Annotated in this window: 6 protein-coding genes; 1 reads left to right on the top strand and 5 read right to left on the bottom strand. The window is 40.1% G+C overall.

All coding sequences use genetic code 11. The features are described from left to right. On the top strand, nt 1-914 hold a 914-nt coding region (gene tnpC / locus AC3WR0_RS15815; RefSeq protein ID WP_492553215.1), incomplete at its 5' end, for an IS66 family transposase. 376 nt (nt 915-1,290) lie between these two features. Here tnpC and AC3WR0_RS15810 read toward each other — a convergent pair. The 5 genes from AC3WR0_RS15810 to AC3WR0_RS15790 form a co-directional block, all read right to left on the bottom strand. Continuing rightward, nucleotides 1,291-2,895 carry a M20/M25/M40 family metallo-hydrolase gene (locus AC3WR0_RS15810; RefSeq protein WP_492553214.1) on the bottom strand — a complete coding sequence of 535 codons (1,605 nt, stop codon included), beginning with the start codon at nt 2,893-2,895 and terminating at the stop codon, nt 1,291-1,293. Between the two features lie 87 nt (nt 2,896-2,982). After that, nucleotides 2,983-3,636, bottom strand: coding sequence for an amino acid ABC transporter permease (locus AC3WR0_RS15805; protein WP_492553218.1), 654 nt, complete (start codon nt 3,634-3,636; stop codon nt 2,983-2,985). A 56-nt stretch (nt 3,637-3,692) separates the two neighbouring features. Next, complete coding sequence (locus AC3WR0_RS15800; protein WP_492553213.1) at nt 3,693-4,484, bottom strand: transporter substrate-binding domain-containing protein; 792 nt, start codon at nt 4,482-4,484, stop codon at nt 3,693-3,695. 18 nt (nt 4,485-4,502) lie between these two features. After that, on the bottom strand, nt 4,503-5,225 hold the full coding sequence (locus AC3WR0_RS15795; RefSeq protein WP_492553212.1) for an amino acid ABC transporter ATP-binding protein: 723 nt from the start codon (nt 5,223-5,225) through the stop codon (nt 4,503-4,505). Between the two features lie 177 nt (nt 5,226-5,402). Then, a complete protein-coding gene (locus AC3WR0_RS15790; protein ID WP_492553211.1) occupies nt 5,403-6,323 on the bottom strand; it encodes a ketopantoate reductase family protein in 921 nt (306 codons plus the stop codon). Nucleotides 6,324-6,350 lie beyond the last annotated feature (27 nt).

The following is a 6,350-nucleotide window of genomic DNA, read 5'->3' as shown; positions in this document are numbered from 1 at the left end:
ATCTACATACATATCAACATCTTCCACTTGAACGAATCAGCCAATTATTTGAGGATCTGACTGGACACCGTCCAAGCGAAGCAACCCTCCTGTCCCATCTTGGTAGGCTGTCATCACAACTGGAACCGATCGAAAAAGTAATCAGGCACAATCTGCTTAAAAGCAAAGTGGTCCATGCCGATGAAACAGGCCTGAGAATTGAAGGACAGCTTCAATGGCTGCACGCCGTTTCCAATGAATATTGGACTTTATATAATGTTCATTCGAAACGCGGTAAGGAAGCGATCAACTCCATCGGAGTATTGCCTAGTTATAAAGGAACCGTTGTCCACGACTTCTGGAAATCCTATTTCAATGACAAATACCGTTTTACCCATGCTCTTTGCGGGGTACATCTCCTCCGGGAATGCCAGGGAATCATCGATTATGACAAGCACGAATGGGCCTCGAAGATGCAGTCCCTCTTAAGAGACGCATTAAAAGAGAAGAAAAAGTCCCTGGAATCGGATCATCCGGTTTCCTCAGAGATTATCTCAGGCCTGGAAGCCAGATACGATGAAATACTAAGCCAGGGAGCCAGAGAATGGCAGCCGCCACTCGGTTCTGATGAACCGGTAAAAAGAGGACGAAAAGCCAAGAGTAAAGCGGCAAACCTGGCAGAGAGATTCATCCTACACAAAGCCGATATCCTTCGGTTTCTTAGGGATGCCCGTGTGCCATTTGATAACAGCCAGGCGGAACGCGACATTCGGATGGTGAAAGTAAAAGAAAAAGTGTCGGGTACCTTTAGGACGCAAAATGGAGCTGAACAATTTGCGCGCATCCGCGGGTTTATTTCCACTGCACGAAAGCAAGGCAGGAGTCTGCTTGATTCCATTGTGTTAGTCTATCGAGGTCAGTTTTCTTTTAACTGACCTAAGTAGTTACGATTCGTTTATTGTTGTAATTAATTTCCTTCCATTGTCCCTTTATTCGGTAGTCTGACAGAGTATAAACATTCAGTATAAAAGATCTAATAATCCTACCTGGTCTAGGTACTATTTGTATTAATTCTATCTATATATGAGAATCAATTACTCTTTATAAGTTTCCTCATTACTTTCATCAATTCTTCCCCATGGTCATCTCATTTGAATTAATTTATCTTGTTTCCGCTAATCGGTAAATTATAATTCCCACCCATGTTCGTTTCAAAGATTAAATTCCATTACGAAATTTTTATGTTGCGGATATCCTTGGAAAGTAAAAAAAGGAGTGAGAATTTTTTCCCACGCCTTTAAAATAGTTCGGTTATCTTTCAAACACTTTGGTTACCATCCATTCGAGCAGTTTTTTTGTATGTTTAAAAGCATAGTGAAGATGAAGCCGTTCTGTCATTTTATGTGCATCCTTGCCGTATGGCCCGATATTGATTACAGGGATATGCATATCAGCAAGGATATCCATTGGAATATAATAGCCGTTGTTCCATAGTGGCATATTACTTGTTAATTCCTTGATGTCTTTTACCGACGAAGCCGTCACGTAGCTTAAATCACAAAGCCCCGGGAAAAAATTTTGATGTTTAAGATCTAGATTGTGATTTTCTTTTGCATATTGGATCAGCTCGGGAATCCACTCTTTTGTGTCTTCAGTGAAATTTACCGGCGGATAAAATGGCGGTGCTATGAATGGTACGATCATCGGAGCTAGTTCCTTACAATGAAGTGCTAATGCATCAATTAATGAAATCGTTTGATCTCGGTCATCTCCACGATTTGGATTACTTAATACTTCAGCATATAGCTCACTTATTTTTTCCTGTCCGAGTTTCTTCTTAGCATAATCTAATAAACTTTCAAAAGATAGGACGTGAATTTCCATCCCGTTAGTCTGTTTAGAAGTAAAAATTTCCCTTTGCCTCGCAACCTTCTTTTCGATTTGCCTTGCAGCTTTTTCTGCAATACCCATTAACTCATTCTGAACCTTTGAAAGTGACTTTTTAATAAGATACAAATTAAATAAGGTAACGGACCGATCGGGTATTTGGACAGAGTATTCTTTTTTCAAATCCTTCTGTATTAGATTAGTAGGTGGCGGAGTTCGTTCTCCATCTGCATTTTCACAAAAATCCGTGTTAAGCTCCATGTCACAGGTAATCATAGAGGCAAGGTAGTTGGAATTCAACCCCTCGAACGGTTCTCCTACATGAGTTTCCTTGCCCATACAGTAAAAGCCGGGCAGCAGCTTGCCCAATGAACCAGTATAAATATATTTATTTTCGTCACCAGGATAGTTAGAAAAGATGGGTTCAGAATTAAGGCATAAACGATAGTTTAGATTGTATTGTTTTGCCAGTTCTTTTACGACCGGAATGGCGGTTCTCATTCCAACAGAGTTTGCCTCTTCATCGCATACGGTTAATAGAAGAACATTCCCATTGAAGCAGCCTGCCGCCGCTTTTTCAATGAGGGACATATGAAGGGCCAGTCCACATTTCATATCCATAGTACCCCTGCCAAAAAGCCACTCTCCAGATTTCAAATCCTTCTGGACTTCCTCCGAGAATTGGCTGCTTTCTTCATAAAAGGAAGCCGTAAGTTCATCGGGATTAAAAGCAAGGTCCTTCCAAGAGGCATAATCTTCTACAGCCACTACGTCAAAATGACTTAGGAGGACGACCGTATCACTGCACTCTTCTTTTTTTACAAAAGCGCTTAAAAAATTCCTGTTATCATTCGTAGTATGCAGAGCTATTTGCTTCGGAAACTGCTGAAAATAGGGTAATTCTTTTAACATCTTAAATATTTCTTTCCCAAAACGGACCTCTGCTACCGATCCAGTAATACTGGGGATTTTTACTAAATCAACAAGAAGGTTCTTCAATTGTTGTGGAGTTTCCCATTTCCTGAACAAGGTTAAGTTCAGCTCCCTTAATCACTAAGTAATAGAAACCATTTTACTATAACTTTTTCGAAATTAGGGAATTTTGGAAAAATATTGTTATGAACGCCTGACAGAAACGTTAAGACGCTTTTCTAATAGACTTAATAAATAGGAAAAAATAATGACCATTGCTAAATAATAGAGCCCTATCACCATATATGTTTCTAGCTGTCTGTAATTAGACGCTGCCTCACTTAGAGCTGATCCCCACAAATCAGTCATTCCTACATAAGCGACCAGGGACGAGTCCTTTAAACCGATAATAAACTGGTTTCCTAACGGCGGGATCGCACGTTTGAATGCCTGCGGCAATATGATTCTCCTCATTGAAAGTGAATAAGACATACCGAGTGAACGTCCTGCTTCCATTTGGCCTTGATCGATTGATTGAATCGAACCTCTAAATATTTCCGCCAGGTAGGCGCCATTATGAATGGCTAGCGCAAGAGCTCCTGCCCAAAATTGAGAGAAAGTGATAATAGAAGCCATCCCGAAATATAGTATGGCGATCTGCACAATTAGCGGAGTGCCTCGTATTAATCCTATATAAGCCTTCGCTGCCCCATTTAAGAATTTATTCGAAGAAATACGAAAAAATGAAAAAACGAGGCCAATTACACTTCCAATAAGAAGAGAGGTTACAGTTAACTTTAAGGTCAATCCGGCTGCTTTTAAAAAAACACCATAAGTGGATAATAAAATATCTAAAATCGTCCTCACCCTTCCTATTAAAGTAACAGGGTGCCTAAACAGACACCCTTATTTTCTTATTTCTGTTCGAGGATATTTCTTCCGAACCACTTTTCGCTGATTTTGTCATATGTTCCATCTTTGATAATCTCATCAAGAGCTTTATTAATTTTCTCGAGAAGTGCCTTATCTTCCTTCCGAACTGCAATAGCCTGATTATCCTGAGAAAGTGGTGTCCCCAGGTCTTTGATATTTATGGCCTTTTCCTTTATAACTCTGAAACCCACCATCTGATCCGTAATGACGGCATCCAGCCTTCCAGTTGGAAGATCCATTAAAGCTGTTAAATCACTATCATACTCAACCACTTTATCCGAGTCGGTAAGAGTTCTGGCAGTATCCCCGTAAGGACTTTTCTTTACTACCCCAATCTTCTTGCCTTTTAAATCGGATACCGAGGTAAGTTTTTTGTTATCTGCCATAATAAATACCTGAGACCCTGAACGGTAATAAGGATTGCTAAAATTAACTGTCTTCAGCCTCTCCTCTGTAACAGTCATACTGCCAATAATGGCATCGTATTTTTTTGCCAGCATACCCTGAATCATTGTTTCCCAAGGGTTCGTAACCGGGACAGGCTTCATGCCTATTTTTTTAGCTATGGCTTGGCCCATTTCTACATCAAAACCAGTCAGTTTTCCTTTATCTTTAAAATTAAAAGGCTTGTACAATCCGCTCATACCGTACCGGAATTCCTTTTTATCGGATATTTTTGCACTCTTTCCATCTTGATTGGAACCACAGGCTGCCAGGAATATAGAAAACATTAGGACAAGTGCAAATAAACCGAATGAAAATTTTCTTTTCACATTAACTCCCCCTTTGTTTTAAAGAATGCAGCTTAAAAATTGTTTTGTTTTTTCATGCTTCGGGTTTTTAAAAAATTCAGCAGGTGGGCCTTCCTCAAGAATATTTCCGTCACACATGAAGACAACCCGGTCAGCTGCCTCCCGTGCAAAGCCCATTTCATGCGTAACAACCACCATCGTCATTCCCTCACTAGCCAATTGTTTCATTACTTGCAGAACTTCTCCAACAAGCTCCGGGTCAAGTGCGGAGGTTGGTTCATCAAACAGCATAATCCGCGGTTCCATTGCGAGTGCCCGTGCAATGGCTACCCTCTGTTTTTGCCCGCCAGAAAGCATATCTGGATAGACATCAGATTTTTCCTTCAAACCAACCTTTTCAAGTAACTCAAGTGATTTTCTCTTGGCCTCCTCCTTGTCCAATCCTTTGACATGAATCGGAGCTTCCATTACATTGCCAAGGACCGTTTTATGGGGAAATAAATTAAAATGCTGAAAAACCATTCCTACTTCTTCTCTTATTTGGTTAAGGTTGGTTTTAGCCGGCTCAATTTTTTGTCCCTTGAGGTGTATTACCCCGCGATCATATAACTCTAGAAAATTAATGCATCGAAGGAGAGTACTTTTTCCAGAACCACTGGCTCCAATAATGACGACCACTTCTTTTTCCTTAACGGTTAAATCAATACCTTTAAGGACTTTGTTAGAACCAAATGATTTATTTAGGTTTTTAATTTCAATCAACTCTATCCACCTCCGAGCTGGAAAAATAGTAAGATAACAAAAAGTCTCTTGCTTTATTTTATGGATTGATTTTCATATAATGACTATTTTTATAGGGATATAGAATTGCTCCTTAGTCTTTTGCAGGCAAAAAAGCACCGCAGGAATATCCCGGGTGCTCAAAAAAGACTCGTCTTATTAAGATTTTAATCCATTTTCATATATTTTCAGATTCGCGTGGATGGCGGTTAATACAGGTGGTTCTAAATCTTTGTCTTTCCCCTTTTCTAATAGGAACCCAAAAAAGTGGTCAGCTTCAATTGATATATTCTTTTCCATATCTCTTTGAAGAGAAGATTTCATTTCATAACCAAGTTCATTCATCCTGTTTAGTTGTACTGATTCAATTTCGTCAGCGATTGGTGCACCAACTGCTCGCATAATCTCAGCTGTTTCCTTTAAAACGTTTTTAATAGTTTCAACTCCAACTTTCTGATCCCTGATAGGACCGATTGGCGAGCGGAATAAAGAAGTAACTCCACTCATGGTGGCAATAAACAGGTACTTATGCCACATATCCTGTTCAATATTGTCCGACAGCCGGAAGTCCGCCTTGGTTCCGGAGAACGCCTCCTGCAGCTTAAGAATTCTGTCTGTTTTTTCGCCGGAAAGTTCACCAAAAACCAATTCATGAGAAGGACTAGTCTGAATAACTTTGCCTCCCTCATCAAGTGTGGTTTCGATAAAACACAAACCGCCGATAACTTGGTCCCCATCAAAAGCAGCCTTGAGCTTAGGCATATGAGCAATACCATTTAATAAAGGGAGAACTATTGTGTTCTCGCCAACATAGGGCCGCACACTTTCGATGGCACCTTCGAGCTGATAAGCCTTTGTTGTTAAAAGAACCACATCAAAATCCCCGGCCTTTTCCCCGCTTATTAAAGTCTTTGGTTTTAATTTGATGTCACCCTTAACACTTTCAACAATCAAACCATCACGATCAAGCTGCTTCATTCTTTTTTCCCTCACCAGAAATGTTACATCTTCCCCTTTTTCCATCAGACGGCCACCGAAATAGCCTCCAATTGCACCAGCACCGACAACTAAAATCTTCACTTAATTCCCTCCTTTTAAAATAAAAAA

The sequence above is a fragment of the Neobacillus sp. FW104-15D2 genome (assembly GCF_058790155.1).
The sequence above is the reverse complement of the archived record's forward strand: the minus strand, read 5'-3'. Positions and strand labels throughout refer to the sequence as shown.